The organism is Paraburkholderia sp. FT54, assembly GCF_031585635.1.
Lineage (GTDB): Bacteria > Pseudomonadota > Gammaproteobacteria > Burkholderiales > Burkholderiaceae > Paraburkholderia.
On record NZ_CP134195.1, the window covers coordinates 698,389 to 724,336 of the forward strand.

The following is a 25,948-nucleotide window of genomic DNA, read 5'->3' on the forward strand; positions in this document are numbered from 1 at the left end:
GCGGCAAAGCCGCGCGGCGTGCGCACTGCGTTTGCGACGACCAAAGCGCCGCCCGCGTCCGCCGTCTGCGCAGGCGGCGTGGCAAATCGCCGGGTGGGCTCGAATCGCCGTGACGCGAATCACATGAAATCCCGCGACGACTGATTACAATTGCCCTATGCCCGCTATCTTAGTCCGAGCGGCGGGCGTCGCTTTCGACTTCGTCATATCGACTTCGCGATGCGTCCGAAACGGTTCCTTGCTGCATTGTTGTGTATCGCGCTGGCAACGCCGCCGGGCGCGTTCGCGCAATCGCACGGCGCGTCGAGCATGGCGCTCAACACGTTGCCAGCGGAGCCGCCGCTAGTAAGCGGGCCGGCCGATACCTGCGCCGATCCACTCGTGCCGCCCGAGATCGCGCAAGGCGTGTTCGGCGTGTACGGCGGCGCGCAGAGCCGCTTTTCCGGCAATACCGGTGTGAACACCAATTGGCGCGCGCCGATCGTCACGCAGCAGCTACCCGACCTAGGCAACGGCGGCTCAGCCTCACTCACGCCGCAGGCCGAGCGCAAACTCGGCGAACGCGTGATGGGCGAGGTGCGCCGCGACCCCGACTATCTCGACGACTGGCTGGTGCGCGACTATCTGAACTCGGTTGCCGCGAAGCTCGCCGCCGCGGCGAGCGCGCTCTACATCGGCGGATATCGTCCGGACTTCGATCTGTTCGCGGTGCGCGACCCGCAGATCAACGCCTTCTCGCTGCCGGGCGGGTTTATCGGCGTGAACACCGGTCTGATCGTGGCCACGCAGACTGAGTCCGAGTTGGCATCGGTGCTGGGTCACGAAATGGGCCACGTGCTGCAGCGGCACATCTCGCGCATGATCACGACCGGCGAACACAGCGGCTATGCGGCGCTCGCCGGCCTGTTGTTCGGTGTGCTCGCCGGCGTGCTCGCGCATAGCGGCGATCTGGGCAGCGCGATTGCGATCGGCGGCCAGGCGTATGCGGTCGACAACCAGTTGCGTTTCTCGCGTTCCGCCGAGCACGAAGCGGACCGCGTCGGCTTTCTGCTGCTCGCTGGCGCCGGCTACGATCCTTACGCGATGACGACCTTCTTCGGCCGCCTCGATCGTGCCGCGATGAGCGACACGGGCATTCCGGCATACGCGCGCACCCATCCGCTGACCGGCGAACGGATCGCCGACATGGAAGACCGTGCGCGCCGCGCGCCTTACCGGCAACCGCATCAATCGGCCGAATATGGTTTTGTGCGGGCGCGGGCGCGTCTGTTGCAGGATCGCTCGCGCAGCGAGTACGGCGACGAGATTTCGCGCTTGCGCTCTGAGATCGAGGACCGCACGGCGGTGAACGTCGCGGCGAACTGGTACGGCATTGCCTACGGGCAGATGCTGCTCGAGCGTTACGACGACGCGGCGGCGTCGCTGGCGTCGTCGCGCGCCGCGTTCGCCGCGGGCGAGCAGGCCGAAGGCGGCACCGCGCGCAGTTCGCCGAGCCTCGATGTGCTCGCCGCCGACATCGCGCGGCGAGCCGGCCGCGACGACGAGGCCGCGCGTCTGGCCGAGCTTGCGCAAAAGCGCTGGCCGCAGTCGAATGCCGCCATCGACATGCATATCCGCACCTTGCTGACCCTGCGCCGCTTTGCCAATGCTCAGGCGCTTGCGCAAAAAGAGACACGTGCCGAGCCGGATCAGCCTGCCTGGTGGCTGTATCTCGCCCAGGCTAGCGCGGGCACGGGCGACGCGTTGACACAGCATCGTGCGATGGCCGAGAAGTTCGCGCTGGAGGGAGCGTGGCCTTCGGCGATCCGGCAATTGAAGGACGCACGCGATCTGAAGGCGATTGGCTACTACGACCTCGCGACCGTCGACGCGAGGCTGCATGAGATGGAAAGCCGCTACAAGGAGGAGCGGCTGGACGAGAAGAGCTAAGTCTTGTCCGCAGCTTCGCTGCGTTTGCGAGCCGGCCTCGATGGAGCAACGCAGCGCGCAGGCTGGTGCTTAAGTGCCAGCGGCTGCCGGACTGGGCACAAATTTAAACCGCGCAGCAACGTCGCCTCGCCGCAATGCCTGCAGCGGCAACACAAGCTCGTTGTTCCAGCGAAACTCACCGCTCATCGAGTCGTCCGCCAGCGTTGTATGATCGGAGAACACCTCCAGGTCGTGATCGTGCAGGACCGCGATTCGCGGCGGCGCCGAATCGTCGGTAAACAGAATCCCGCCTTCTTCATCCACGAACACGGCTGCGGGCTCGAAGGCGCCGCCGCCCTGATCCTGCAACGCGAGTGCGCCGCCAGCATCGGCGTCGGCTGACAAACGCACCACCCACGGCGTATAGCCCAACTCGACATACACACGCTGCGGACCGTTCTGGAAAAACCACTGCCCGCGCTCGTCGGCGTCGTAATTCCGGTTGATGAACCCGAGCAACGCTTCGTGGCGGATCGGCGTGCCCGGCGAACCGCCGGCCTGCGCGGCTTCGTCACGCATGCGCCAGTTGCCGCGCCTGTCCAGCATCAGCCAGCCAGTGCAACTCGGGACATTCGGCCACTTGGCCAAGGCCTGCTTGACGATGTCATCCATGATCGACGTGTCGCTCCAGATAGCCGAACACGCGCCGCGACAGCCAGTCGAGGCGGCCCGGAAACGGCCCGGTCATAAAGCCGGCGTGGCCGCCATGCTTGGGTTGGTCGAGTTCCACTGCCGCCGAGACTTCATGCCGCGACGGCAACGCCTCAGCCGGCAGGAACGGATCGTTGCGCGCGTTCAGCACCAGCGTCGGCACCTGAATGTGCGGCAGCAGCGGACGCGTGGTCGCCGTGCTCCAGTAGTCGTCGGTATCGCGAAAGCCGTGCAGCGGCGCGGTCACCACGTTGTCGAACTCGTACATGGTGCGGCTCGCCAGCATCGCGTCACGGTCGAACAGGCCTGGAAACTGCACCAGCTTCTGTTCGGCCTTCTGCTTGAGCGTTCTCAGAAAACTACGCGTGTAAACGAGGCCGAAGCCCTGGGACAATGCGCGGCCGCCGGCATGCACGTCGATGGGTGTCGAAATCGCCGCGGCGGCCGAGATCACCGACGTCGCGTCCTCCTGCCGCTCACCCAGCCAGCGCAGCAGCACATTGCCGCCGAGCGACACGCCGGCCGCCACGATCGGCCCGCGATGCGCGGCGCGCAAACGCCGCAGCACCCAATCGACTTCGTTGCTGTCGGCGAGATGATAGAAACGCGGCATCCGGTTCAGCGGTCCGCTGCAACTGCGGAAGTGCGGCACGACGCCATGCCAGCCGTACTCGCGCGCGGCCGCCATCAACGAGGCGGCGTAGTGCGAACCCGAGCTGCCTTCGAGGCCGTGAAACAGTACGAAGAGCGGGGCGGTGTCGGCGGGAATGTGCGGCATAGCGCCGGCCGTGAGCGACGACACGGCCTGAGGACCGTCGTGCTGCACCCAGTCGAGATCGATGAAATCGCCGTCGGGCGTGTCCCAGCGCTCGCGTCGAAACGAGACGGCGGGGCGGCGTGCAAACAGCGACGGGACGATGGTTTGTACGTGCCGATTCGGCAGCCAGAGCGGCGCACGGTAGAGCAACTCGATGGTTGCGTCGACGGTAGCCTCGATGGCGGCCGCGGCGCGTGCCGTGCCGGAAGAAGCGGATTTTTCGTGCGGCGTTCCCAGATCCCGCGAAGGGACTTCCGTCAAGGCGGGGGACTTCCTGCGGGGCGTGCTCATGCCTGCTTCAAAACTAAAAAGTAAGACGCGCGGCGCGCGTCAGTGCAGTGACCCCTGGCCATGCCGCATCTTCGTGGCGAACTGGCTGGCGGCCTCGTTGGGCATCGGACTCGCGTGGATGTGCGCGATACGCCATTCGCCGCGTTCGTGGACCATCACGTAAGTCGCAAACACCATGGCGGGCGTGGCCTTGGGGTCAGCCGGCCGGTGCGCTTCGGCAATCGCATAGACCACGGTGCCGAGGCTGTCGTAGACGCGGATGTCGAGCGGCTCGATGGAAACGGGCGCCATTTCGAGCTGAATCTGCAAGCCGGCGCGAATGCTCTCGAGGCCGTGCAGGTGGGAGCCGTCGGCGCAGATGCAGCTGACGAACTCTTCATCGATCCACAGACCCATCAAGCTGTCGATATTGACCTCGGCGACGGCCTGGTAATAGGCGTTCAGAGTATCGGCGGCGGCTTCGAAGATATGGGCAAAACGTGGCATGGCTCGTCAGTCTCTTGTGCGCGGCGCGCGGTTGCGGGGCAGCGGTCAGCGGGACAGTCCGGAGCACCGGACGATCGCACCCGTGCGCCAGCATGCCCGCGCCGCAAGGCGCGAACATGACGCGACGCGCTGAGGTGCGTGCGGTGTTGCGTGCGAGTATCGGCCGGTTCAGCGTTGCGCCAGCAACATGCCGCGCAAATCGCCGAATACCTGCTCGGCGCTCAACTGCTTCAGGCAGTTCAGATGACCAAGCGGACACTCGCGCTCAAAACAGGGGCTGCATTCGAGATGGAGCCATTGTACCTTCGCAAGCTCGGACAAGGGCGGCGTGTGGCGCGGATCGGTCGAACCGTACACGGCCACCAGCGGCCGGCGCAGCGCGGCGGCCACGTGCATCAAGCCGGAATCGTTGGTGACGACCGCGTTGGCGCGCGAGATCAGCGCGCACGCCTCGCCCAGCGCGGTCTGGCCGCACAGGTTGCGCACGTTCGGCGCTCGCTCCGCGATGGCCTGCGCGAGCGGCGCGTCTTTCGGCGATCCGAGCGCGACGATCTGCGTGTACGGGAACGACTGGCCGACCATCTGCGCGAGCGACGCGAAGTGTTCGGGCGGCCAGCGCTTGGCGGGCCCGTATTCGGCGCCCGGGCAGAACACCAGCAGCGGCACGCGCGTATCGAGATTGAAGCGCGCCGAGACGCGCGACGCTTCGTTCAGATCCGCGTCGAGGCGCGGCATCGGCAGGTCGTCGGGCACCTTGGCGCCAGGCGCGTAGGCGAGGGCGGCGTACTGGCCGACCATCGGCGGACGCTCATCCTTGCGCGGATTCGCGTGACGCACGTTCAGCAGGCCGTAGCGGCTTTCGCCGGTATAGCCGATGCGTAGGGGAATGCCCGCCATCCACGGAATCAGCGCCGACTTGAGCGAGTTGGGCAGCACGTACGCGCCGTCATAGCCGATGTCGCGCAGGTCGCTCGCCAGCTGCCAGCGGCGCAGCATTTGCAGCTTGCCGTGCGCGAGATCCGTGGCGTAGACGTCGCGGATTTCCGGCATGCGTTCGAGGACAGGCGCGACCCAAGAGGGCGCGACCGCGTCGATGACGATGCGCGGATGCAATTTCACGAGGCGCGCAAACAGCGGCTGCGCCATCAATGCGTCACCGATCCAGTTCGGTGCGATAACCAACGCGCGACGCATCAGAGTGAGTGTCCGGTGTCGAAACGAAACCCCGCGCAAGCCTTGCGCGGGGCATTCGGATAGGTAAATGGGGAAAAGCCGCAAGCCGCGTGGCGTGATTCCGGCATGGCCGGACGCGCCGCGGTGGCGGCCCTGCTGTGACGTGCCTGCTTTCGGAGCGGGCTGCGCGCTTGCGTCGGCATGATCACCGTCTGCTGCACGACCGGCGCCGGATCGTCGAACGAAGAACCTCGCTGCGCAACGACAGCCAGTCAATCACGAAGCGAACCCCGCAACGAAGCGTGCAGCCAAGCCCGCGAGCGGCGCCACAAGCAATCAGTTTTCAGTGCGCCGTGTTCAATGGCCCTTGACCACTTCGCCGTCGCGCAGCTTATAACGCGTGCTGCAGTACGGGCACTTGGCTTCGCCGTGCGTGACGTCGATAAAGACGCGCGGATGCGCGCTCCAGCGCGGCATGGCCGGATTCGGGCAGTACGCCGGCAGGTCTTTTGCCGACAGTTCGACCAGCGGCATTTCCTTGATTTCGCTCATGAGACGTTTCTCGTTGTATGCAGGGTGCGTGCGTTGCGCCAGTGTGGCCCGGCGCGGCGCGCGTTAAATCTTGGTCAGCCAGTTCGCGTACTTGTCGCTCTTGCCGTTCACGATGTCGAAGAAGCCCGCTTGCAGCTTCTCAGTGATCGGGCCGCGCGTGCCCGAGCCGATCGTGCGGTTGTCGAGCTCGCGGATCGGCGTGACCTCGGCGGCGGTGCCGGTGAAGAACGCTTCGTCGCACGTATAGACCTCGTCGCGCGTGATGCGCTTTTCGATCACCTGGATGCCCGCGTCACGCGCCAGCGTGATAACCGTGTCGCGCGTGATGCCGTCGAGGCACGACGACAGGTCCGGCGTGTACAGCTTGCCGTTGTTCACGAGGAAGAAGTTCTCGCCCGAGCCTTCCGACACGTAGCCGTCCACGTCGAGCAGCAGCGCTTCGTCGTAACCGTCGGCGATCGCTTCCTGGTTGGCGAGGATCGAGTTCACGTACCAGCCCGACGCCTTGGCGCGGACCATGGACACGTTCACGTGATGGCGCGTGAACGACGAAGTCTTCACGCGGATGCCCTTGGCGATGCCGTCTTCACCGAGGTAAGCGCCCCACGGCCAGGCGGCGATTGCCACGTGGATGGTGTTGCCCTTGGCGGACACGCCGAGCTTTTCCGAGCCGACCCAGATGATCGGGCGCAGGTAGCAGGATTCGAGCTTGTTTTCACGGACTACTTCGCATTGCGCGGCGGCGAGCGTTTCGTGGTCGAACGGCACGTCCATCTGGAAGATTTTGGCCGAGTTCAGCAGACGCTTGGTGTGTTCCTGCAGCCGGAAAATCGCGGTGCCGCCGTCCGCCGTCTTGTAGGCGCGTACGCCTTCAAAGACGCCCATGCCGTAGTGCAGCGTGTGGGTGAGCACGTGGATCTTGGCGTCGCGCCAGTCGATGAGCTTGCCATCCATCCAGATCTTGCCGTCGCGGTCGGCCATTGACATACGATTCTCCAGCGGGTGCGTTGTTAAGCGTAGCTATATCAGGCATAGCCAGGACCCGCATTTTAACGTCTTTTGCACACGGAACGGGCATTTGGCCGCATTCCGGACGCTATAATCCGGCACACGCATAATTCAAATCCGAATGCGCCAGCGGGTGCTTGACGACCTGGCGCCGACTTCACATCGTTGCAGCGCCCTCGGGCGCCCGCGTTTCGCCCCCATGCTCGCTCGCCTGTCAGATATCGATCGCCGTGCCTTCCGCGAAGGCGCGCGCGACTATTCGCCCACGCTGATGGCGATTTTCTCCTGGGGCCTCGTCACCGGCATTGCCATGAGCAAATCGGTACTCACGTTGCCGCAGGCGCTCACCATGTCGCTGCTGTGCTACGCCGGGTCGTCGCAACTGGCGGTGCTGCCGCTGCTTGCCGCCAAGCTGCCGGTCTGGACCGTGCTGCTCACCGCCGCGATGGTCAATACGCGTTTCGTCATCTTCAGCGTCGGTCTCGCGCCGCATTTTTCCTATCTGTCGATGTGGCGGCGCCTCGTGCTCGGCTACTTCAACGGCGACGTGATTTACCTGCTGTTCCAGAAAAAGAGCTTCCCGACCGGCTATGTGGCGGGCAAGGAGGCGTACTACTGGGGCATGGCGGTGTGCAGCTGGCTGTCGTGGCAGGTGTCGTCGATTGCCGGGATTCTGCTGGCGAGCCTGATTCCCGATAACTGGGGTCTCGCGCTGGCGGGTACGCTGGCCCTGCTGCCCATCATGGTGTCGGCGATCGCGACGCGCTCCACGCTGGTCGCGGTCAGCATCGCCGGCGTGGTGTCGTTGCTGGCTTTCGACCTGCCGTACCGGCTCGCGCTGCCGCTCGCGGTGATCGCGGCAATCATTGCCGGCAGTGCCGCCGACCTGATGGTCGAGCGCGCCGACTTGCGTCGCATCCGTAACAGCGCCGGAGATTCCCGATGACGTCCACACAGATCTGGCTGGCCATTTTCGGCATGACCTTCGTCACCGCCGTGACACGCGCGATGTTTCTAATCGGCGGCGAGCGCACGGTTTTGCCGGCGCGGGTCCAGCGTATGCTGCGTTATGCGCCGGCCGCGGCGCTCGCTGCGGTGGTCCTGCCGGATGTGCTGGCAACGCCCGACGGCCTGTCGTTCGCGCCGTCGAACCATGAGTTCTATGCCACGCTGTCGGGGCTTGCGTGGTTTTTGTGGCGGCGCACCATGCTCGGCACGATTGTCGTCGGGATGGTCGTGTTCACGTTGTTGCGCCTCTTCATGTGATTGAAGAAACAGGAAATGGTGCATTGCGGCACGCACACCGTATCGTTCAAATACGGGACATTCGCCCGGTCGCGGGTCAGAAGGCTGTGTGGATCAGTTAAAATGCTTGCTTCCGGGATAGCCGCGCCGCTGCAGGGCGCGCGCCGCCGCGGCCTTGCCGCCGGCACCCGCTTCCGTGGAGCCGCTGCCGTGCCTGAGCGCTGGAGTTCACCGCGCTTGAGTGCCGCGCGTCGTCCGCCACCGCCTTCTCATCAACTCGCACACACACGCCCATGAACAAGGTATTGCGTCTCTCCGATCTGATCGCCGAAGGCAAGCTATCCGGCAAACGCGTGTTCATCCGCGCCGATCTGAACGTGCCGCAGGACGATCAAGGCAACATCACCGAAGACACGCGCATCCGCGCCTCCGTACCGGCCATCAAGGCCGCGCTCGACGCGGGCGCCGCCGTGATGGTCACGTCGCACCTGGGCCGTCCGACCGAGGGCGATTTCAAGCCGGAAGATTCGCTGGCGCCGGTCGCGAAGCGTCTGGCCGAACTGCTCGGCCGTGACGTGCCGCTGGTGGCGAACTGGGTTGAAAACGGCGTGAACGTCGCGCCGGGCTCGGTCGTGCTGCTGGAAAACTGCCGCGTCAACAAGGGCGAAAAGAAGGATTCCGACGAGCTCGCGCAGAAAATGGCGAAGCTCTGCGATATCTACGTGAACGACGCGTTCGGCACGGCGCACCGCGCTGAAGCGACCACGCACGGTATCGCCAAATACGCGCCCGTCGCGTGCGCCGGCCCGCTGCTGGCCGCCGAACTCGAAGCGCTCGGCAAGGCGCTGGGCGCGCCGAAGCGTCCGCTGGTGGCGATCGTCGCCGGCTCGAAGGTGTCTACCAAGCTGACCATTCTGAAGTCGCTGGCCGACAAGGTCGATCAACTGATCGTGGGCGGCGGCATCGCCAACACGTTCATGCTGGCTGCCGGCCTGAAGATCGGCAAGTCGCTCGCCGAAGCCGATCTGGTGAACGAAGCCAAAGCCATCATCGACGCCGCGAAAGCGCGCGGCGCCTCGGTGCCGATCCCGACCGACGTGGTCACGGCCAAGGAGTTTTCGCCGACCGCCAAAGCCGAAATCAAGGCCGTCGCCGACGTTCAAGACGACGACATGATCCTCGACATCGGACCGGAAACGGCCAAGGTGCTCGCCGCGCAACTGGAAAAGGCCGGCACCATCGTGTGGAATGGCCCGGTCGGCGTGTTCGAATTCGACCAGTTCGGCAACGGCACGAAGACGCTGGCGGACGCCATCGCGAAGTCGTCTGCGTTCTCGATTGCCGGCGGCGGCGATACGCTTGCAGCGATCGCCAAGTACGGCATCCACGACAAGGTCAGCTACATCTCGACAGGCGGCGGCGCCTTCCTCGAGTTCCTCGAAGGCAAGAAGCTACCTGCCGTCGAAGTTCTGGAATCGCGGGCTTAACGTGGCGACGCGCTCCCCAACGGCAAAGTCTGCAAAAGCACGCGGCGGCAAGCCGCGTAACACCGCGGCAGCATCGGCAGGGGAGCGCGCGGCGCGCTCCGCCGCCACTCCGGCAGCGGCCGACCCCGCGCTTGAATTCGCGACCGGCCCAGTTAGCGCCGACCATCAGCAAGAAGAATCCGGGGCGCCCCTCGTGCTCGCGGAGTTGAGCACCGCCGGCGAGGCAGCGGAATTGTCCGGCGCGGACACTGTGCAAATCGCCTCGTCCGCGGAACTCCCCGACGAGGAACTCGCCCCTCCACCGGCACCCCCCGTGCTGGTATCGAACACCGCTTCACTCAATAAAGCGACGCTGGTTTCAACCGGCGCGCAGCCCCCGGCAGCATCCTTCGGTGCGCAGCCTCCGCATCCGACTCGCAGCGCTCTTTCCAGCGATCTCACCCAGACGAGGAGACTCATGCATCGCGCCACCAAGATTGTCGCCACCATCGGCCCGGCTTCCAATACGCCGGAAATCCTGCTGCAAATGATTCAGGCAGGGCTGGACGTGGTGCGGCTCAATTTCTCGCACGGCACCGCCGACGACCACCGCCAGCGCGCCGAATTCGTGCGCGAGGCGGCCCGCCAGGCCGGCCGCGAAGTCGCCATCATGGCGGACCTGCAAGGCCCGAAAATCCGGGTCGGCAAATTTGAAAACGGCAAGATCATGCTGGTCGCCGGCGAGCCATTCGTTCTCGACGCCGATTGCGAACTCGGCAACGAGCAGCGCGCCGGTCTCGACTACAAAGACCTGCCGCGCGACCTGAAACCGGGCGACGTGCTGTTGCTCAACGACGGCCTGATCGTCCTGAACGTTTCGCGTGTGATCGGCAACGAGATCCACACGATCGTCAAGATCGGCGGCGAGCTGTCGAACAACAAGGGCATCAACCGCCAGGGCGGCGGCCTGACCGCGCCAGCGCTGACCGCCAAGGACATGGAAGACATTCGCACCGCCATGTCGCTCGGCGTCGACTATGTCGCTGTGTCGTTCCCGAAGAACGCCACCGACATGGAAATGGCCCGCCAGCTGGCGAACATCGCCGGCGCGCCGTTCGGCATCAAGCCGAAGATGATCGCCAAGATCGAGCGTGCGGAAGCCATTCCGGCGCTGCAAGGCATCCTCGACTCGTCGGACGGCATCATGGTCGCGCGCGGCGATCTGGCCGTGGAGGTGGGGAATGCCGCAGTTCCCGCGCTGCAAAAGCGGATGATTCGTATGGCGCGCGAATCGAACAAGTTCGTGATCACCGCCACGCAAATGATGGAGTCGATGATCCACGCGCCGGTGCCGACCCGCGCCGAGGTGTCGGACGTCGCCAACGCCGTGCTGGATGGCACGGACGCGGTGATGCTGTCGGCGGAATCGGCGGCGGGCAAGTATCCGGTGCAGACCATCGAGACCATGGCGGCGATCTGTATCGAAGCTGAGAAGTCGGAGCAGTCGGAGCTGGACAAGGATTTCCTCGACCGCACGTTCACGCGGATCGACCAGTCGATCGCGATGGGCGCGCTGTTCACGGCGTTCCATCTCGGCGCGAAGGCGATTGTGGCGTTGACCGAATCCGGCTCGACCGCGCTGTGGATGTCGCGTCATTGGACCCATGTGCCGATTTTCGCGCTCACGCCGCGGGTCGGCAGTGAACGGGCCATGGCGCTGTATCGCAACGTGACCTCGCTGCATCTGGACACCAACACCGACCGCGACACCGCGTTGCAGCAGGCGTTGGAGACCGTGGTCAGCAAGGGCTATGCGTCGCACGGCGACATGGTGGTGCTGACCGTCGGCGAGCCGATGGGTCAGGCCGGCGGCACGAATACGCTGAAGATCGTACGGGTCGGCGAACCGTATTGATCGCACTGCGTGCAACCAGCGTTAGCGCTAAAAGCGCCGACGCTGGTCGACACTGAAGTCGGCTCGATCGGCACGCACTGCGTCGGGCCAGAGTGCGCTGCGTGGGACCGGAGCAAGCGCTGAAGCACCAACTCCGGATCGACAAAGCGCCGAAGCGCCAACTCTGGCCGACACAGGTCTGATTGTGCGAAGCAGGCTGCCATGCCCCGCGAGAGGCGGCGCACAGGCTCGGATCGCGCGTTGCAGCGGCAAGGACCGCTCCGCGCTTTAGAGAATGTGTGAACGGGTGTGCAGCTTGCTTCGCGATAAAATCGCCCAAAAGATGCCGACGGCACAAGAATTCGTTTCAATCTATGGAGTTAAAGCATGCCTCTCGTATCAATGCGTCAACTGCTGGACCACGCCGCTGAAAACGGCTATGGCCTTCCGGCATTCAACGTGAACAATCTGGAGCAAGTGCAGGCGATCATGGCGGCGGCCGACAAGGTCAACGCACCGGTCATCATGCAGGCGTCGGCCGGCGCGCGTAAGTACGCGGGCGAAGCGTTCCTGCGTCACCTGATCGAAGCCGCGGTCGAGTCGTATCCGCATATTCCGGTCGTGATGCACCAGGACCACGGGCAGTCGCCGGCGGTCTGCATGGCGGCGATCCGCAGCGGCTTCACCAGCGTGATGATGGACGGTTCGCTCGAAGCGGACGGCAAGACGGTCGCTTCGTACGAATACAACGTCGAGGTCTCGCGCAAGGTCGTGGAAGCAGCGCACTCGATCGGCATCACGGTGGAAGCGGAACTGGGCGTGCTCGGTTCGCTGGAAACCATGAAGGGCGACAAGGAAGACGGCCACGGCGCGGAAGGCACTATGACGCGCGAGCAGCTGTTGACCGACCCGGAGCAGGCGGCCGACTTCGTCAAGCTGACGCAATGCGACGCGCTGGCCATCGCGATCGGTACGTCGCACGGCGCGTACAAGTTCAGCAAGAAGCCCACGGGCGACATTCTGTCGATCCAGCGCATCAAGGAAATTCACCAGCGCATTCCGAACACGCACCTCGTGATGCACGGTTCGTCGTCGGTGCCGCAGGAACTGCTGGCTGAAATCCGCGAATTCGGCGGCGACATGAAGGAAACTTACGGCGTGCCTGTCGAGGAAATCCAGGAAGGCATCAAGAACGGCGTGCGCAAGGTCAATATCGACACCGACCTGCGTCTGGCCATCACCGGCGCGATCCGCCGCTACATGGCGACCAATCCGGGCAAGTTCGATCCGCGCGATTATCTGAAGCCGGCGCGCGAAGCGGCGATGAAGATCTGTGTCGAGCGCTACATGCAATTCGGCTGCGAAGGCCAGGCTGGCAAGATCAAGCCGGTTTCGCTTGATAAAATCGCGGAGAAGTACAAAGCAGGCGAGCTCGCGCAAGTCGTCCGCTAAGCTATCTATAGGCTCCGCACCTGGCCGTTTGGCCAGGTTGTCGTTAGATCGCCGTTCCCGCATCATCCGGGGAACGGCGTTTCCCTTTTGTTCCGGTCACACTTTTTGCCTCACTTTTAGCGAACCACGACGATGTCTACCCTCTACGAATCCACGCTCCGCTCGCTGCCGCTGCTCGGCCGCGGTAAAGTCCGCGACAACTATGCGGTGGGCAACGACCAGTTGCTGATCGTCACGACCGACCGTCTGTCGGCGTTCGACGTCATCATGGGCGAGCCGATTCCGAATAAGGGACGCGTGCTCAACGAAATGGCGAACTTCTGGTTCGAGAAACTGAAGCATGTGGTGCCGAACCACCTGACGGGCGTCGCGCCCGAATCCGTGGTGGCGGCGGACGAGGTCGAGCAGGTCAAGGGCCGCGCGGTCGTCGTGAAGCGCCTGGAACCGATCCTCGTCGAAGCCGTGGTGCGCGGCTATCTGGCCGGCAGCGGCTGGAAAGACTACCAGGCAACCGGTTCGGTGTGCGGCGTCGAACTGCCGCCGGGCCTGCAGAACGCGCAAAAGCTGCCTGAGCCGATTTTCACGCCGGCAGCCAAGGCCGAAATGGGCCATCACGACGAAAACATCACTTACAACGAGATGGAACGCCGCATCGGCACCGAACTCTCGGCCACGATCCGCGACATCTCGATCAAGCTGTACAAGGAAGCCGCTGATTACGCGGCCACGCGCGGCATCATCATTGCGGATACGAAGTTCGAATTCGGTCTGGACAATCACGGCAAGCTGTATCTGATGGACGAGGCGCTGACCGCGGACTCGTCGCGCTTCTGGCCGGCCGACCAGTATCAGGTCGGCACCAATCCGCCGTCGTTCGACAAGCAGTTCGTGCGCGACTGGCTCGAAACCCAGCCGTGGAAGAAAGAGCCGCCGGCGCCGAAGCTGCCGGACGACGTGGTCACGAAGACAGGCGAGAAGTACCAGGAAGCGCTCGAACGCCTGACCGGGCATAAGCTCGCCTGATTACGCGCATCCGCTGGATTCGCATTGCATGAGACTACGCCGGACCTGGCGCGAAGCGACAGGTCCGGGGCGCTCTCGAGAAACAAGGAAGCCGTAAGATGAGTGAAGCTCAAACCGCCCATACGCATGGCGCGCCGGTTATTGGCGTGCTGATGGGCTCCAGTTCCGACTGGGAAGTCATGAAGAACGCCGTGGCCGTTCTGCAGGAATTCGGCGTGCCCTACGAAGCGAAGGTCGTGTCCGCGCACCGCATGCCCGACGAAATGTTCGCCTATGCTGAAAGCGCGCGCGAGCGCGGCATTCGCGCGATCATTGCCGGCGCGGGCGGCGCGGCGCATCTGCCCGGCATGCTGGCCGCCAAGACCACGGTGCCGGTGCTCGGCGTGCCGGTAGCGAGCAAGTACCTGAAGGGCGTCGATTCGTTGCATTCGATCGTGCAGATGCCCAAGGGCGTGCCGGTCGCCACGTTTGCCATCGGCGAAGCAGGCGCGGCGAACGCGGCGCTGTTCGCCGTGTCGCTTCTGAGCGGCACGAGCGACGAGTATGCGGAGAAACTGGCGGCGTTCCGCGTGCGCCAGAATGAAGCGGCCCACGCCATGGTGTTGCCGGCGCTGTAAGCGCACAGACTGATTGCTTGCTTGAAGAAGTCCCCCTGTCCGACCCCCGGCCGGGTGCCTGCCATCGCATTGCATGCACGCACTGCACACAGCACCCGGCCGCGACCGACCACTAAGATGAACCCAGACAACACACCGGTTTCACCGATTCTGCCCGGCGCATGGCTTGGCATGGTCGGTGGCGGCCAGCTCGGCCGCATGTTCTGTTTCGCCGCTCAGGCCATGGGCTATCGCGTCGCCGTGCTCGATCCGGACGAAACCAGTCCGGCGGGCGCCGTCGCCGATCGCCATTTGCGCGCGGCATATGACGACGAAGCGTCGCTGACCGAACTCGCGCGGCTGTGCGCGGCGGTGTCGACGGAATTCGAGAACGTTCCGGCCGCGAGCCTCGACTTTCTCGCGCGGACTACCTTCGTGAGCCCGGCTGGACGCTGCGTCGCCGTGGCTCAGGACCGCATTGCCGAGAAGCGCTTCATTGCGTCGTCGGGCGTGGCGGTCGCGCCGCATGTGGTGATCGAATCGTCAGATGCGCTGGCCACGCTCGACGACGCGAAGCTCGAAGCCGTGCTGCCGGGCATTCTCAAGACTGCCCGCATGGGCTACGACGGCAAAGGCCAGATTCGCGTGCGCAATGCAGAGGAAGTGCGCGAGGCGCATGCATCGCTGGCCGGCGTGCCGTGCGTGCTCGAAAAGCGTTTGCCGTTGAAGTTCGAAGTGTCCGCGCTGATCGCGCGGGCGGCGAGCGGCGCGTCGGTGGTCTATCCGCTCGCGCAGAACACGCATCGCGACGGCGTGCTGTCGCACACCATCGTCCCGGCACCGGACGCGAGCCCCACGCTCGTCCAGCAGGCGCAGCAGGCCGCGCTGCAAATCGCCGACAAGCTCGGCTATGTGGGCGTGCTGTGCGTCGAGTTCTTCATTCTCGAAGACGGTTCGCTGGTGGCCAATGAAATGGCGCCGCGCCCGCACAATTCCGGCCACTACACGGTCGACGCCTGCGCGACCAGCCAGTTCGAGCAACAGGTGCGCGCCATGACCGGCATGCCGCTCGGCGACACGCGCCAGCATTCGCCGGCCGTCATGCTGAACATTCTCGGCGACGTGTGGTTCCCGGACGGCCCGAAGCGCGCGGCCGTCACGCCGCCGTGGCACGAAGTCGCCGCGATGCCGGCAGCGCGTCTGCATCTGTACGGCAAGGAAGAGGCACGCTGTGGGCGCAAGATGGGCCACGTGAACTTCACGGCGGCCACGCTCGAAGAAGCCCGCACGGCCGGACGCGATTGCGCACGGCTCTTGCACATCATCACGAGCTGACACGAGCGCCATGCCGGATCAACAGAAACCCGCCGAAGGTGCCTTGCCAGTCAGCGCCGCGCAGATCGAACACGCGGCGGCGCTGCTCGACGCGGGAGATCTGGTCGCGTTTCCCACGGAGACGGTGTACGGCCTGGGTGGCGACGCCGAGAGTCCCGATGCGGTTGCGCGCATCTACGCGGCAAAGGGCAGGCCGGCGAATCATCCGGTGATCGTGCATCTCGCGCCGCAAGGCGATCCGAACTACTGGGTCGAGCAATTGCCCGCGGAGGCGCAACGGTTGATCGACGCCTTCTGGCCGGGACCGCTCACGTTGATCCTGAAGCGCGCCGCGCGCATTCCGGCGGCGGTGAGCGGCGGTCAGGATTCAGTGGGACTACGTTGCCCATCGCATCCTGTCGCGCAAGCGTTGCTCGAGGCGTTCAGCGCATTGCGCAGCGGACATGGCGGTGTCGCGGCGCCGTCGGCGAACCGGTTTGGTCATGTGAGCCCGACCACGGCGCAACATGTGCGCGACGAATTCGGCGATGCGATTCATGTGCTGGACGGCGGCGCGTCGGACGTTGGTATCGAATCGACCATTGTGGATTTGTCGCGCGGTTTTCCGGCGCTTTTGAGGCCGGGGCGTGTGAGTCCGCAAGATATCGCCGACGTGCTCGGCGAGGCGCCGCGTTTGCCGGACGGCTCGGATGCGACCGCGCCGCGGGCTTCCGGCACGTTGAAGGCGCACTACGCGCCGCGTACGCCTTTGGCGCTATTGCCCTTCGTCGCGCTGGAGCCTTTGCTTGCCGCGCGGCAAGCGGATGAGCGCGTGGCGTTGGTGGCGCGGGCGTCGCGTGCCGGACATTGGGCCGATGCCGAAGGTGTGCATTTCATCGCCGCGCCTGAGGATCCGCATGTCTATGCTCGTGAATTGTATGGTTTGCTGAGGGCTCTTGATCGCGCAAATGTCACGCGGATTCTGATCGAGAAGCTGCCGGATACGATTGAGTGGATTGCTGTTAATGATCGGTTGGGGCGGGCGGCGGCTGCTTTTGAAGCGCAAGGGTGATGGGGTGGGGTTTTTTTTGCCTGTGCGGTGCCCTTTTCTGGTTGGCGGCGGTGTTGGCCTTTCCTTGATTTGTTAGTGGTTTATTAGTGTTGCCCCTGTGCGGGGCGGCACCTACTTTTCTTTGCCGGCCGCAAAGAAAAGTAGGCAAAAGAAAGCGGCTCACACCGCTAATTCTTAAGCGGGTCCCCCGCGCAGTCGCGGTAGTGGAGCATCTGGAATCCGTGTTCTCGCGCATTCGACACGAGTGACAAGGGCGTCATACTTCCGGCGGCGCTGCGCGCGCCGAAGGGCACTCATAAAACCATCTGCTGTTTTTTCTCTGGCGACCGATTCGGCGAGGCGAAGCCGATCGCCCACGACGCAAAACCAGCGAAGCCCCGCTTTCCCATGCATATCCATCCGCGACGCGCGCAGCGCGGAGTGGGAGCTGATGAGCGCCTTGTCAGTCACGCCGAATGCGCGAGAACACAGATTCCAGATGCACCATTACCGCGGCTGTGCGAGGGACCCGCTTAAGAATTAGCGGTGTGAGCCGCTTTCTTTTGCCTACTTTTCTTTGCGGCCGGCAAAGAAAAGTAGGTGCCGCCCCGCACAGGGGCAACGCTAATAAACCACTAACAAATCAAGGAAAGGCCAAAACCAAAGCCCGGCCCCCCTCAATTCACTTCCCCAACCCCGTCGCCGCGATCTGCTGCTGCACGTACTGCGCGAACAACGCATTCAGATGCGTGCTCGGATGAACCGTATCCGCAAACATGTAAGTCTGGTCAGCGCCGGCTACCGTATAAGTCTGCGGCGAGCAGAACAGCGACGAGCCGAACTGCGCGCCGTATTGCGCCGGGGTCAACCCGTTCGTCGCGCTCGGATTGGCGGTGGCGTACGCGGTTGCATTGTTCTGCATCGACGTCAGGTTACAAGCCGTGCCCGTGTTGGACACCGTGAAGCCTAGCGCCTGGTAGTTCTGCACCTGCTGATCGATCCACGTGAACGCATCGACCACGATGACCTTGCCCGTACCCACCAAGCCGAGGGCCGTCAGGTTCTGGACCAGCAGGTAGTTATACGCCGCGGAAATCCCAGACAGCAGTGCAGCGCTGCCAGGCGTGCTCACGTCGGCTGCGACGCCGAGCGGCGCACTGCCGATGTCCGGCACCGTCGACACCACCACATGGGTCGCGCCCGAGTTGACGATGGTCTGGATTTGCGCGGCGAGCTGCGTGGCGGCCTGCGCGATCTGCGGGTTGGCCAACCGCTGCAGGTAGCCGACGATAAACGCCACCTGGCCCGCCTGCGAGTTCGGCAGCTTGCCGGTCCGCACGAGCACCGGGTATTGCGTCTGCAGCGCGGCGCCGAGCGCCGCCAGATTGCCGCTGCCCTCCGCGAACTGGAAGATGTCGTTCGCACCGCCGTTGATCAGCACGAGCTGGTTCGCGTTGAAGCTCGTATGCGCGCCCAGGTAGTTGGCCACCTGCGTCACCACCGGCACGGTCGTCGCGGCCATGCTATTAGGCGCCCAACCTTTGCCTTGGGCGTTGACGACGTCCGAGCCGCCTTGCGCATAGCCGAAGCCGCCCGCTGCGACCAGCGGTTGGCCAAAGCCGCCGAGGTACGCCGGCGTCAACGTGTCGCCGTAGTACTCCGCGACCTTCTGCGTCCACACTTCACCCGGGTTCGTCGTGAAGCGGCCGCCGCCGAAGCTCCCCTGAATCACCGGCGCGTACGTGCCGACATCCGACAGGCTGTCGCCGAACGACACGACCTGCAATTTCACCCCGCCTGCGGGCGTGCTGCTCGCATTGTTGTTGTTATCGCTGCCCCCGCCGCAAGCCGCGAGCAGGGCGAATGCCGTGCTGGCAATGGCGATCTGCGTCACGCGCAGCCAATGTTCTTGTTTCCGCGATGCTGTGTGCTTCATGTTGACTTCATCTCCTCGTATGTGTGGCCCTATGCCATGTGTTGCAGGCAGCGCCCACCGCTTAGGCGGCGTGGCGACAGCTTACAGAATCTTCTACGGCCTGCGCGGTGTTTGAAACGCTGCCGTATGGTCTTTGCTCGCGCGAATCGCTTCGCCCGAATTGTCGTTTGCATCCGCGCGTGATACCGATGAACCGGCGGCGCGCCGCGCATGATAATCGGTAGCCCACGCGGGCGGCGCAAACAGCGCGCGCAGCTTGTCGCGCCAGCCGGGCACGCTCGCGAAATCGGCGGCCATCGACGCCCATTCGTGAAACGTCGCCTTCAGCGGGTTGTAAGTGTGAAGCGGCTCGACGATGCCGTAGACCGGCGCATCGCGCGGATCTTCGTCGACATAGCTGCCGAACAGGCGATCCCAGATCACCAGCACGCCGGCATAGTTGCGGTCGATATAGCGGTCGTTGCGCGCGTGATGCACGCGATGAATCGACGGCGTGTTGAACACATATTCGAGCCAGCCGAGTTTGCCGATGGCCTGCGTATGCACGAAAAACTGAAAGCCGAGATTGATCAGCACGATCGCGACGATCTGCTTCGGCGGAAAACCGAGCACGGCAAGCGGCGTCCAGAAGAGCCACATGCCCGCGATCGGATACATGAGGCTCTGGCGGAACGCGGTCGAAAAATTCATGCGCTCCGACGAGTGATGCACGACATGCGCGGCCCACAGCCAGCGCACGCGATGGCTGCAGCGATGGAACACGTAGTAGAGCAGATCCTGCGCGACGAACAGCACGACGAACGAGACCCAACTCGCTTGCCATGTGTAGATGCGATAGTGATCGTAGAAGAACGCGTAGAACGGAATGATGGCGAGCCACGCGAGCTTGTCGGCGGCTTGCTGCAGCAGCGCGAGCGCGGCGTTGCAGAGCGTGTCGCGCCAGCTATAGAGTTGCGCGCCCGGGTGCGTGCGCCGCAGGTGCCACGCCTCCCAGCCGATGCATGCGAGAAAGACTGGCGCCATGGCGAGCAGCAGCAATTCGGCATCGAATTGCATGGTGTCTTCCTCCGTGGTCCCTGGCCGCCGCGCTCTGCGCAGCGGGTGTTGTCGTTATTGTTCGAGCGGGACCGCAACCGGTGCACGGTCCCGGCGTCACGTTCAGCGTCTTACGCGCGCCTCAAACACTGCCCGACAGCGTACACGCTTGAGCACGTTGCCGCGCGCGGCTTCGCTAGAAGGAACACTCAGTGAGCGCCGCGTTTGTGCGGGTTTTTCCTGGGCTTGCTGATGCGCGGTTCGACGACGGGATCGGACACCTTGGTGAAGCCCTGCGACGGTCCTTGATACACCCATTCGAGCAGCGCGTCGTGCGCGGCGCGCGCGGCTTCTGAATGCGGATCGTTGATCAGGCTGACCACCACGTAACTGTTACCGTCCGCCGAGGCCACGTAGCCCGCGATCGCCCGCACGTCGCGCAAGGTGCCGGTCTTGATGTGCGCGTTGCCGCCCGCGCCCAGGTTGGTCAAGCGGTTGCGCATGGTGCCGTCGACGCCCGCGATCGGCAGCGACTCCACGAACACCTGGGCGACCGGACTTGCGTTGGCTCGCTGCAGGAGATCGGCGAGCGCGAGCGCGGTGACATGCTCGTCGCGTGACAGGCCCGAGCCGTTGTCGAGCGTCAGATATTGCATGTCGATGCTGTCGCGGCGCAGAAATGCCTCGATCGCACGCGCCGCTTTGGCGGGCGTGGCGGGGCCCTTTTCCTCGGCGGCGCCGATCGTGAGGAACAGGTTGCGCGCCATCGTGTTGTTGCTGAACTTGTTGATGTCGCGAACGATGTCGGACAGCATCGGCCCCTGATGCGTCGCCACCAGTTTGGCGCCGACGGGCACCGCGCCTTCACGCGTCGCGCCGCTGAACGTGCCACCGGTTTGCTGCCACAGCGCGAGAAAACCGCCGGCGAAAAATGCCGAGTGATCGAGCACCGCGACGTTGATCGTCCGCGGGCCGCAGCGCATTGAATAGTCACCGTTGAACGAGGCCACGAGGGTGCCGTTCGGCTCCGGCGTGACGGTGGGCGACACCGAGGCCGCGTCGCCGCGGCACGGGCCGGTCACGGCGTGCATCTGGTTGTCGATCTGCAATTGCGCGAGCGCGGGCAGTACATCGATCGCGACGCTGCCGTCGGGCGACGGCGTCAGCGTGAACGACAGCGATTTGAACGCATACAGCAGCGGATCGGGGCCGACGTTGTACGGCGCGGTGGCGTCGTCGTCGAATGGCGGCAGGTCGCGCGTGGACGGATCGAAGTAGCGCTTGTCGAGCACCAGCGCGCCGTCGATGCCGGTGATGCCCGCCTTGTGAATCTTCTGCACGAGGTCGATCAGTTCTTCCGGCACGAGCTTCGGATCGCCCGTGCCCTGAATGTAGAGATTGCCGTGCAGCACGCCGTTGGCGTCGATGGTGCCGTCCGCATAGGCGCTGGTGCGCCAGCGGTAGTCAGGGCCGAGTATCGAGAGGCCCGAGTAGGTGGTGACGAGTTTCATCGTCGAGGCGGGCATCATCGGCTTGCCGGCGTTCAGTGCGAGGAGCGGTGTGTGGTCGCCGACTTTCTCCACCACCACGCTGATCGCCGACAAAGGCACGTGCGCGCGCTGCAAGCCGACCATGACCGACTGTGGCAATACCGTGGTGACGTTGACGCTCGGACGCGTGGCCTTGACGCGAGCCTGCGCGGCAAGCGGCAGCGACGCGCCGCAGCCGAGCGCGGCGCAGGCGAGCAGCCAGGCGCTCGCGCGCGGCGCAAACCGAGTTAGCCGAACGGTGGAAGCGGTGGAAGCGGCGGCAGCGGTCAAGGCAGAAGCGGAGCGCGGACGCAGTGCGACAGTGTTGAGGTGGCGTGCCAGGGAAGACAGAAAAGCGTGCGTCATGAACGGGCGAAAAAGCAAAATGTCAGGGCGTGGGGCACGCGGCAATCCACGCGGTGCCGATGGATCGCGTTGGCGCGCGGACGAAAACGCCGGCCGCGCGAAGCAAAGCGCCCATTGTAGAGAGTTGCCGCCAGGCTGCGGTGGAAAAAGCGCCACGCGACGCGCATGCTGGGAGCGGGCGCTAGAATGCGGCATCATCGAACGATTCGGAACAGATAACCATGCGCATCTTGCTAGTCGAAGACGACCGGATGATCGCCGAAGGCGTGCGCAAGGCGCTGCGCGGTGAAGGCTTCGCGGTCGACTGGGTGGAAGACGGCGAAGCCGCGCTCAGCGCGGCGGGCAGCCAGCCTTACGATCTGGTGCTGCTCGACCTGGGCCTGCCCAAACGCGACGGTCTCGACGTGCTGCGCACGCTGCGCGCGCGCGGTCATGCGCTGCCGGTGCTGATCGTCACCGCGCGCGACGCCGTGGCGGATCGCGTCAAAGGCCTCGACGCCGGCGCTGACGACTACCTCGTCAAACCTTTCGATCTCGACGAACTCGGCGCCCGCATGCGCGCGCTGATCCGGCGTCAGTCGGGGCGCAGCGATTCGACCATCCGCCACGGCAACCTGACGCTCGATCCCGCGTCGCATCAGGTCACGCTCGACGGCGCGCCGGTCGCGTTGTCGGCGCGTGAATTCGCGCTGCTCGAGGCGCTGCTCGCGCGTCCTGGCGCCGTGCTCTCGAAGAGCCAGCTCGAAGAAAAAATGTACGGCTGGGGCGAGGAGATCGGCAGCAATACCGTCGAGGTCTACATTCACGCGCTGCGCAAGAAACTCGGCGCGGATCTGATCCGCAACGTGCGCGGTCTGGGCTACATGATCGCGAAGGACGCCTGAGCCGATGCGTTCGATTCGCCGTCAATTGCTGGTCTGGCTGCTGGCGCTGGTGCTGCTCGGCGTCGGCATCGCGGGTTGGCTGATCTACCGGCAAGCGCTTGCCGAAGCCAACGAACTCTTCGACTACCAGCTGGAGCAGATCGCCGCGGCGCTGCCGTCGGAACCGTTCTCGCAGGTGCTCGGTTCGCGCGACACCGGCGACGAAGGCATCGTGCTGCAGATCTGGAATCGCAACGGCGTGCTGATGTACTACTCGCGTCCGCGTGCGCCGCTCGCGCCGCGCGCCGAGCTCGGCTTTTCGACTGAGCACACGGATCGCGGCGTGTGGCGCGTGTATGGCGCGATCGTCGGCGACAACGTGGTGCAGCTGGCGCAGCCGGTTTCCGTGCGCAACCGGCTCGCCGCGAATGTCGCGCTGCGTACGTTGTGGCCGTTGATCGTGCTGCTGCCGTTGCTCGGGCTCGCGGTGTGGGTGATCGTCGGACGCGGACTGAGGCCGCTGCGGCGCGTGACCAGCGCGCTTGACGCGCGTCACCCCGAGGCGCTCGATCCGTTACCGGATCAGCGTCTGCCGCTCGAAGTGCAGCCGCTTGTGCGCGCGCTGAACGGTCTGCTCGAACGGCTCGCCACCGCGCTCGATATTCAGAAAGCATTTGTCGCCGACGCGGCGCATGAGTTGCGCACGCCGCTCGCGGCCGTGCAGATCCAGGCGCAACTGGTGGCGCGCGCGAAAGACGACACCGGCCGCAGCGAAGCGCTCGCCGATCTGCAAGCCGGCGTGACGCGCGCCACGCGTCTTGCCGAACAACTGTTGGCGCTCGCGCGTTCCGAACCGGACGGCCTCGCCGCCACCGACGCGATCGATCTGCGCGCGTTGCTGCAGGAATGCGTGGCGGCTTACGCGCCGCTTGCGCTGGATCGCGGCGTCGATCTCGGCATCGAGGCGACGGAATCCGCCACCGTGATCGGCGACGCCGACGCGCTGCGCGTGATGTTCAACAACCTCGTGGATAACGCAACCAAATACACGCCACGCGGTGGGCGTGTGGATGTCGGCTTGCATGTGGAAGAGGGGCACCCGCTCGTGCGGATCGCCGACAGCGGACCGGGGATCGAACCGGCTGAGCGCGACCGCGTGTTCGATCGGTTCTATCGCGCGGGCGCAGGCGCGAACCGTGCTCGCACCGACGTGGCGGGCAGCGGTCTGGGCCTGGCGATCGTGCGCCGCATCGCCGTTCAGCATCATGCCGCCGTGTCGCTCGACGAATCGCCCGCGGGCGGCTTGCAGGTCAGCGTGCGTTTTTGAAGGTCAAGGCTTTCTGTTCATAAAAGGGACTTAAACGAGGCTTAAACGGCCCTAAAAAAACGGGATGGAAGCGATCTGTCGCTGCTTAAGACTCTTTTAAGCGATGCCACGTACGCTTCGAGACATCCAAAGTCTCTTTCTCCCAGTCAGGAGTACACGATGAACGCGAAAACCTTGTCCCGCAGTGCTGTTGCAGTAGCCGTCGCCGTTGCGCTTTCCGCCGGCTATGTGGCGGGGCATCGCGACGTGCCCGCGCCGCAGGTGATCTCGCCGGCGCAAGCCGCGATGATGCCCGCTGAAGCCGCCGCCAAAACAGGCATTCCCGATTTCTCGGGCCTCGTCGAAACCTACGGCCCGGCTGTGGTCAACATCAGCGCGAAGCACGTCGTCAAGCAGACGGCGCTGCGCGGCAATCCTGGCAACGGCAATGGCGGCGGCAATCAGTTGCCGATCGATCCTAGCGATCCGTTCTACCAGTTCTACAAGCACTTCTTCGGCGGCATGCCGGGCATGCAAGGCGGCGGCGACGGTGGCGGCGATGCGTCCGATCAGCCGAGCGCGAGCCTGGGCTCGGGATTCATCGTCAGCAATGACGGCTACATCCTGACCAACGCGCACGTGGTGGACGGCGCCAACGTCGTCACCGTGAAGCTCACCGACAAGCGCGAATTCAAGGCGAAGGTGGTCGGCGCCGACAAGCAGTCCGACGTCGCCGTGCTGAAGATCGACGCGAGCAATCTGCCGACCGTGAAGATCGGCGATCCGCGTCAGAGCAAGGTCGGGCAGTGGGTCGTCGCGATCGGCTCGCCTTACGGTTTCGACAACACGGTGACCTCGGGCATCATCAGCGCGAAGTCGCGCTCGCTGCCCAACGAAAACTACACGCCGTTCATTCAGACCGACGTGCCGGTGAACCCGGGCAACTCGGGCGGACCGCTCTTCAATCTGCAAGGCGAGGTGATCGGCATCAACTCGATGATCTATTCGCAGACGGGCGGCTTCCAGGGCCTTTCGTTCGCCATCCCGATCAATGAGGCGATCAAGGTCAAGGACGACATCGTCAAGACCGGCCACGTGAGCCGCGGCCGTCTCGGCGTGGCGGTGCAGGGCATGAACCAGACGCTCGCCAATTCGTTCGGCATGCAGAAGCCGCAAGGCGCGCTCGTCAGCTCGGTCGATCCGGGCGGCCCGGCGGCCAAGGGCGGTTTGCAGCCGGGCGACGTGATTCTGTCGGTGAACGGCGAACCGGTCGGCGACTCGTCCGATCTGCCGGCGCAGGTCGCGGGTCTGGCGCCGGGCAGCTCGGCGACCGTGCAGGTCTGGCGCGACAAGTCCACCAAGGACCTGAAGGTGACCATCGGCTCGTTGTCGGATGCGAAGGTCGCTTCGGACAAGGCCGATCAGCCGACCCAGTTGCAAGGCCGGCTCGGCGTGGCGGTGCGGCCGCTGACGCCCGAAGAGAAGAGCGGCGCGTCGGTGTCGCACGGGTTGTTGGTGCAGCAATCGGGCGGCGCGGCGGAAAGCGCCGGCATTCAGCCGGGCGACGTGATTCTCGCCGTCAACGGCCGGCCCATTTCGAGCGTCGATCAGTTGAAGCAGATGATCGCCAGCGCCGGCAACAGCATCGCGTTGCTGATCCAGCGCGACAACGCGCAGATCTTCGTACCGGTCGATCTCGGCTGACGAGTTATGCGGGGCGAACGGCTCCATCGCCCGGTCCGTTGGCAGTTTGGCCGACGGTCCGCTGATCCGCCCGCGAATTGAAGTAATGCTTGCCGGTCCGTTGCATTTACTGCCAGCGGATCGGCATTTCTCATTTGGATCCTGGCAACGAAGAAGGGCGTTGTGCGCCACCCGGCGTGGCCTGCGGCGGTTTCCGGATGACGCGGCCGGCGGCTTGGCACG

The 25,948-nt window shown here is 64.7% G+C and carries 22 protein-coding genes; 13 read left to right on the plus strand and 9 right to left on the minus strand.

From position 1 onward, the window contains the following. Nucleotides 1-219 precede the first annotated feature (219 nt). Nucleotides 220-1,929: a M48 family metalloprotease gene (locus RI103_RS03260; protein WP_310813987.1), complete on the plus strand. Its 1,710-nt coding sequence runs from the start codon at nucleotides 220-222 to the stop codon at nucleotides 1,927-1,929. Between the two features lie 69 nt (nucleotides 1,930-1,998). On the opposite strand, the gene RI103_RS03265 is transcribed toward RI103_RS03260, so the two are convergent. The 6 genes from RI103_RS03265 to RI103_RS03290 all read right to left on the minus strand — a co-directional run bounded on the left by RI103_RS03265 (nucleotide 1,999) and on the right by RI103_RS03290 (nucleotide 6,925). Continuing rightward, entirely contained in the window at nucleotides 1,999-2,580 is a 582-nt protein-coding gene (locus RI103_RS03265) for a DUF2946 family protein (RefSeq protein WP_310813988.1), read from the minus strand. Then, nucleotides 2,573-3,727, minus strand: a complete 1,155-nt coding sequence (locus RI103_RS03270; protein WP_310813989.1) for an alpha/beta fold hydrolase — start codon at nucleotides 3,725-3,727, stop codon at nucleotides 2,573-2,575. The genes RI103_RS03265 and RI103_RS03270 overlap by 8 nt, the downstream gene beginning before the upstream one ends. A gap of 39 nt (nucleotides 3,728-3,766) precedes the next feature. Continuing rightward, nucleotides 3,767-4,213: a nuclear transport factor 2 family protein gene (locus RI103_RS03275; RefSeq protein ID WP_310813990.1), complete on the minus strand. Its 447-nt coding sequence runs from the start codon at nucleotides 4,211-4,213 to the stop codon at nucleotides 3,767-3,769. A gap of 168 nt (nucleotides 4,214-4,381) precedes the next feature. Continuing rightward, entirely contained in the window at nucleotides 4,382-5,407 is a 1,026-nt protein-coding gene (gene waaF, locus RI103_RS03280) for a lipopolysaccharide heptosyltransferase II (protein WP_310813991.1), read from the minus strand. Nucleotides 5,408-5,743: 336 nt separating this feature from the next. After that, on the minus strand, nucleotides 5,744-5,938 hold the full coding sequence (locus tag RI103_RS03285) for a zinc-finger domain-containing protein (protein WP_007180502.1): 195 nt from the start codon (nucleotides 5,936-5,938) through the stop codon (nucleotides 5,744-5,746). Nucleotides 5,939-6,001: 63 nt separating this feature from the next. Beyond that, entirely contained in the window at nucleotides 6,002-6,925 is a 924-nt protein-coding gene (locus RI103_RS03290; protein WP_310813992.1) for a branched-chain amino acid transaminase, read from the minus strand. Between the two features lie 220 nt (nucleotides 6,926-7,145). Between RI103_RS03290 and RI103_RS03295 the strand changes: the two genes are divergently transcribed. From RI103_RS03295 to RI103_RS03335, 9 genes are all read left to right on the plus strand, one after another. Then, the gene (locus RI103_RS03295) at nucleotides 7,146-7,892 is read left to right on the plus strand and encodes an AzlC family ABC transporter permease (RefSeq protein ID WP_310813993.1); all 747 of its coding nucleotides are present in this window, start codon (nucleotides 7,146-7,148) and stop codon (nucleotides 7,890-7,892) included. Further along, nucleotides 7,889-8,212, plus strand: a complete 324-nt coding sequence (locus RI103_RS03300; protein WP_310813994.1) for an AzlD domain-containing protein — start codon at nucleotides 7,889-7,891, stop codon at nucleotides 8,210-8,212. The genes RI103_RS03295 and RI103_RS03300 overlap by 4 nt, the downstream gene beginning before the upstream one ends. Nucleotides 8,213-8,484: 272 nt before the next feature. Beyond that, nucleotides 8,485-9,678 (plus strand): phosphoglycerate kinase, encoded by a 1,194-nt coding sequence (locus tag RI103_RS03305; protein ID WP_310813995.1) that lies wholly within the window; start codon nucleotides 8,485-8,487, stop codon nucleotides 9,676-9,678. Between the two features lie 457 nt (nucleotides 9,679-10,135). Then, nucleotides 10,136-11,572 carry a pyruvate kinase gene (gene pyk, locus RI103_RS03310; protein ID WP_310813996.1) on the plus strand — a complete coding sequence of 479 codons (1,437 nt, stop codon included), beginning with the start codon at nucleotides 10,136-10,138 and terminating at the stop codon, nucleotides 11,570-11,572. A gap of 366 nt (nucleotides 11,573-11,938) precedes the next feature. Next, the gene (gene fba, locus RI103_RS03315; protein ID WP_310813997.1) at nucleotides 11,939-13,003 is read left to right on the plus strand and encodes a class II fructose-bisphosphate aldolase; all 1,065 of its coding nucleotides are present in this window, start codon (nucleotides 11,939-11,941) and stop codon (nucleotides 13,001-13,003) included. 132 nt (nucleotides 13,004-13,135) lie between these two features. Continuing rightward, nucleotides 13,136-14,026 (plus strand): phosphoribosylaminoimidazolesuccinocarboxamide synthase, encoded by an 891-nt coding sequence (locus RI103_RS03320; protein WP_012434235.1) that lies wholly within the window; start codon nucleotides 13,136-13,138, stop codon nucleotides 14,024-14,026. A 98-nt stretch (nucleotides 14,027-14,124) separates the two neighbouring features. Further along, nucleotides 14,125-14,643: a 5-(carboxyamino)imidazole ribonucleotide mutase gene (gene purE / locus RI103_RS03325; protein WP_310813998.1), complete on the plus strand. Its 519-nt coding sequence runs from the start codon at nucleotides 14,125-14,127 to the stop codon at nucleotides 14,641-14,643. A 117-nt stretch (nucleotides 14,644-14,760) separates the two neighbouring features. After that, on the plus strand, nucleotides 14,761-15,957 hold the full coding sequence (locus tag RI103_RS03330; protein WP_310813999.1) for a 5-(carboxyamino)imidazole ribonucleotide synthase: 1,197 nt from the start codon (nucleotides 14,761-14,763) through the stop codon (nucleotides 15,955-15,957). Between the two features lie 10 nt (nucleotides 15,958-15,967). Then, nucleotides 15,968-17,008, plus strand: coding sequence for an L-threonylcarbamoyladenylate synthase (locus tag RI103_RS03335; protein ID WP_310814000.1), 1,041 nt, complete (start codon nucleotides 15,968-15,970; stop codon nucleotides 17,006-17,008). A 661-nt stretch (nucleotides 17,009-17,669) separates the two neighbouring features. Here RI103_RS03335 and RI103_RS03340 read toward each other — a convergent pair. The 3 genes from RI103_RS03340 to dacB all read right to left on the minus strand — a co-directional run bounded on the left by RI103_RS03340 (nucleotide 17,670) and on the right by dacB (nucleotide 21,853). Further along, nucleotides 17,670-18,923, minus strand: a complete 1,254-nt coding sequence (locus RI103_RS03340) for an SGNH/GDSL hydrolase family protein (RefSeq protein ID WP_310814001.1) — start codon at nucleotides 18,921-18,923, stop codon at nucleotides 17,670-17,672. Nucleotides 18,924-19,016: 93 nt separating this feature from the next. Next, nucleotides 19,017-19,979 carry a sterol desaturase family protein gene (locus tag RI103_RS03345; RefSeq protein ID WP_310814002.1) on the minus strand — a complete coding sequence of 321 codons (963 nt, stop codon included), beginning with the start codon at nucleotides 19,977-19,979 and terminating at the stop codon, nucleotides 19,017-19,019. A 188-nt stretch (nucleotides 19,980-20,167) separates the two neighbouring features. Beyond that, nucleotides 20,168-21,853 carry a D-alanyl-D-alanine carboxypeptidase/D-alanyl-D-alanine-endopeptidase gene (gene dacB / locus RI103_RS03350; protein WP_310814003.1) on the minus strand — a complete coding sequence of 562 codons (1,686 nt, stop codon included), beginning with the start codon at nucleotides 21,851-21,853 and terminating at the stop codon, nucleotides 20,168-20,170. A 221-nt stretch (nucleotides 21,854-22,074) separates the two neighbouring features. Between dacB and RI103_RS03355 the strand changes: the two genes are divergently transcribed. The 3 genes from RI103_RS03355 to RI103_RS03365 all read left to right on the plus strand — a co-directional run bounded on the left by RI103_RS03355 (nucleotide 22,075) and on the right by RI103_RS03365 (nucleotide 25,726). Beyond that, on the plus strand, nucleotides 22,075-22,737 hold the full coding sequence (locus RI103_RS03355; protein WP_132373262.1) for a response regulator: 663 nt from the start codon (nucleotides 22,075-22,077) through the stop codon (nucleotides 22,735-22,737). Nucleotides 22,738-22,741: 4 nt separating this feature from the next. Further along, nucleotides 22,742-24,043 carry an ATP-binding protein gene (locus RI103_RS03360; protein WP_310814004.1) on the plus strand — a complete coding sequence of 434 codons (1,302 nt, stop codon included), beginning with the start codon at nucleotides 22,742-22,744 and terminating at the stop codon, nucleotides 24,041-24,043. Nucleotides 24,044-24,202: 159 nt separating this feature from the next. After that, on the plus strand, nucleotides 24,203-25,726 hold the full coding sequence (locus RI103_RS03365) for a DegQ family serine endoprotease (RefSeq protein WP_310814006.1): 1,524 nt from the start codon (nucleotides 24,203-24,205) through the stop codon (nucleotides 25,724-25,726). The last annotated feature ends 222 nt before the right edge of the window (nucleotides 25,727-25,948 follow it).